This window comes from Porphyromonas sp. CAG:1061, from assembly GCF_000435035.1.
Lineage (GTDB): Bacteria > Bacteroidota > Bacteroidia > Bacteroidales > Porphyromonadaceae > Porphyromonas_A > Porphyromonas_A somerae.
The window spans coordinates 12,680-16,324 of the sequence record NZ_HF988954.1 but is presented as its reverse complement, the minus strand read 5'-3'; the positions used below and the strand labels follow the sequence as shown (position 1 = coordinate 16,324).

3 protein-coding genes are annotated in these 3,645 nt (G+C 42.4%); all 3 read left to right on the top strand.

All coding sequences use genetic code 11. From position 1 onward, the window contains the following. Positions 1–198 precede the first annotated feature (198 nt). On the top strand, positions 199–492 hold the full coding sequence (locus QVO39_RS09110; RefSeq protein WP_021903909.1) for a hypothetical protein: 294 nt from the start codon (positions 199–201) through the stop codon (positions 490–492). Positions 493–500: 8 nt separating this feature from the next. After that, positions 501–1,187 carry a hypothetical protein gene (locus tag QVO39_RS09105; RefSeq protein ID WP_021903908.1) on the top strand — a complete coding sequence of 229 codons (687 nt, stop codon included), beginning with the start codon at positions 501–503 and terminating at the stop codon, positions 1,185–1,187. 952 nt (positions 1,188–2,139) lie between these two features. Next, positions 2,140–3,645: DPP IV N-terminal domain-containing protein (locus tag QVO39_RS09100; protein WP_288171983.1), on the top strand; the 1,506-nt coding region annotated here is incomplete at its 3' end.

Below are 3,645 nucleotides of genomic sequence, written 5' to 3'. Positions count from 1 at the left end.
TCACCGAAGCCCCGTTGAACAAAGAAGGGTTCGTCAATCTAATAGACTACCTCGAAAATAAACCGAATCCCTTTCTTAAATCTTAATGCCCAAAATGAGATAATACAAACGTAAATAATGTATGGAATAGAAATTAAAAGAGAAATGAGACAAATGGCTAAATGAAGTGCCTCAAATTGTCAAACGGCTAATGGGTATATGAAAGCAGATATTGTCTTAATAAAATACGATGAACATCGTGTGGTTGAGGATGTTGTTGTTATAGAGAATCAATTGAATACAACGACATCTTACGCCCAAAGACCAAAGGAAGGATTTGGAGCAATAATAAATAACAAAAAGCAGACTATAAAAGTGAAATATACTGTAGTAGGTTTTAACTACAAGAAAAATCCTGAAGTAGAAATCTCAAAAGAAAACATCTATAGTATTCATGATCATGGGAAAGACAATCTTTCGAATGTTATTATAGAACATATTAATATTAAATAATAAATCTGATGAAAAAGAAAGAAAAGAAAGACTATATATTTTCAAGGCTTGATGCAGTATTGAAACCAGAAGGGTATAAAAGTTTTAAAACTGGTGGTGATCCAACATATGTTTTGAATTCTGACGATATGGCAGTCTATTTCTTTATGAACTTTAAAGATATGGGGTATGTAACATTCTCATCGTTGTATATTTCAATTCATATTGTTGAGAATATTTTACATAGTTTTTGTCCGTATGATGATAGTGTAATTGATAAGAAAAAATATTTTCCTGATACAATTTATGATCGAAATATTAAGGTAATCGAAGGGTATCGTAGGGGTATAGGTTATGATATTGAAGAAAAAAGCCAGTTAGAGGAATTCACCGATTGGGTAATAGACTATTTAGAAAACGATGGTAAGCAATTTATTGAGACATATTCCTATCTGCCAAATGTGCTAAAAAGAATGGATGAACTTACTATAGAGGGTAAGGTTTGGCAAGATAGAGGAGTCGGAATTCTTTCTGGTGCTCTAGATGCTCAACTCAGAGGCTTAATTATTGCAAAGCTATGCAATGATAATGGATTAAATGATAAGATATTGATGTGTGATGAAATTTTCTATAGAGATCAATACAAAGACTGGCTTCCATACTACATTAAACTGAAGGAACAATTACCATCCATTCAACCCCTCTATAATGTATGATAATAGGAGAAATCTATACTTTATAGGTCTATCTTTGTTGTTTATGGGAAGCAAAGCGAAATAAGTACATTCGCAATTCAAAGGAGCATTCAGCCTTACATACTTTTTGGGTTATTACCCATCAGGTGCATACTTAGGATAAATAAGAGCAGGGCTAGAATCAAGGTACATATACTGATGATGGACCAAATCCGATTTCTTAACGATGATGTCTTACGAAATTCTATGAAGTATTTTAGATACCTATCTTTCCTCCATAAGGTAAAGTAGTTAATCGGTATAGTCACGATGGCGGTAATGACTATGAATGTTGTTCTACTTAGCATTGCTGGTGATGCACTCGGTATTAGTAAGGTGGTGAAGTTTGCAATGGTCCATAGGATAAGTGTCGTGAATGCCAGCATGGTTGTATCAGAAAGGAGCACTATGGTACTGATCTTTTCATTTGTCAGACTTCTTACTACCTCCTTATTTACTCTCATGTATTTCTCTTTATTGATCATGCCCAATCTGTACGGAATGCGAATGAGGATCATCCCAAATATTCTATAGTATAAAATCTGGGTCCAACGATTGTAGTAGTAATGACCGTAATACAATCTATTCCATATATACATTATCTTCTTCATGTCCCTATAGTGTGTGTATGCAACCACAAATGTACCTATTTTCCGCTTCCCATAAGCTATAGATAAGGACCTCCGGAGGAGGCACGGGGGTACCTAATCGGACAGGTCGGACGAGTCGGACAGGTCAGACGCCCTCCACATGAGGCTGTTGCACGGAGTGCATAATGAATAGCCTCTTCACTAATCACCAACAAATAAAAGGCTTTGAAGGACCTCTGCGAGGTCCTTACTCATAGACACCTTGCTAAAGACCTTTCTAATGCGTAACCCCTGTCGTACGAAACGTTGGGGCAAGTGGTTCCGTGCTTTTTTGGTAGATTTGTATGAATATAAATCAAACATCCAAAATAGATATCATGAGACGTAGCGTAACGATCCAATGGATGCTCGCGCTTATACCACTACTAGCGAGCTTAAGTATCAGTGCCGTAGCACAAACCACCAAGAGCCCGTGGAGCATCGAAGAGGCCACCCCTGGCTCCATTCAATATGCCCAGCTGATGCCTGAGACTACCCAGTCCCTCAATATGGTCAATGAAGGGCTACTTGTGCTTCAGGAAGATGGTTTGTATGCCGAGGGCATCCAAGGGCGACAACTGATTGCCAGCCGAGAGAGCCTTGGCCTTACTCCCTACTACATGCACTTCAAAGGCGACCTCCTCTGTGCCAATGTAGGAGGCGATTGGGTGCTTTGGGATTATAAAAAGCAACAAGAAGTCTATCGCTATAGCTTTGATCGGAAGCGTTGGACCCACTTCACACCCACTGCACAAGGGCATTATGCCCTTCTTTCCGATGGGCAGAACATTGCCGTTGTCAGCCCGGGGCAAGAGCCAAAGCTACTCACCACCGATGGCTCCTTTGATATCGCTTATGGTGTCTCCGTGCACCGCAATGAGTTTGGTATTGATGGCGGACTATTCCCCTCACCCGATGGCCGTTACTTCGCCTTTTATCGCAATGATCAGAGCGATGTAGAGTCCTACCCCATTGTCCAGATCAATCCACAGATTGCCCAGTACCAACCCATTAAATATCCAATGGCTGGTCGCAAGAGCGAAAAAGTGACCATTGGCATTTACGATAGCCAGAAGGGAACCATCCAGTACCTACAGACGGGTGCTCCCACCGACCGCTTCTTCACCAATCTCGCTTGGACTCCCGATAGCAAGAGCCTTGTTATTGACGAAGTAGAGCGAAGCCAAGCAGAGACCAACCTCCGGGAGTACAACGTTGCTACAGGTCGATTGGTCCGTACCCTCATCAAGGAGACCCATCCCAAGTACATTGAGCCTTCTACTCCTATTCGCTTCCTGCAAGATGGTCGTTTTGTACGACTCAGTCGCGTCCGTGGCTACAATCATCTCTACTTATATAGCAGAGAGGGGCACTTGCTCACCCAGCTCACAGATGGAGCATGGGAGGTGAAGGAGCTGATGGGCATTGACGAGGCCAGCGGTTACATCTACTTCACCTCGAATAAAGATTACCCCATTGGCCAAGACCTCTACAGAGTCTCCCTCAAGCGTCCTCGCGTAGAGCGTATCACCGAGGGCAATGGCACCCATTATGTTTGGCTCTCTCCCGACTTCAGCCTCGCCTACGACCGCTTTTCCAATCTGGATACCCCATCAGTGGAGCAACTGATCTCACTCAAAGGGAAGCGACAAGTGCGTGAGCTACTGCGTGCCGAGGATCCTCTAGCCAATAAATACCGTCCTACTGTAGAGCTCGGTAGCCTCAAAACAGCTGAGGGAGACGACCTCTACTACAAGCTGACCCGCCCCGCCGAACTGGAGCCTGGTCGTAAATACCCAGTGGTCCTCTAC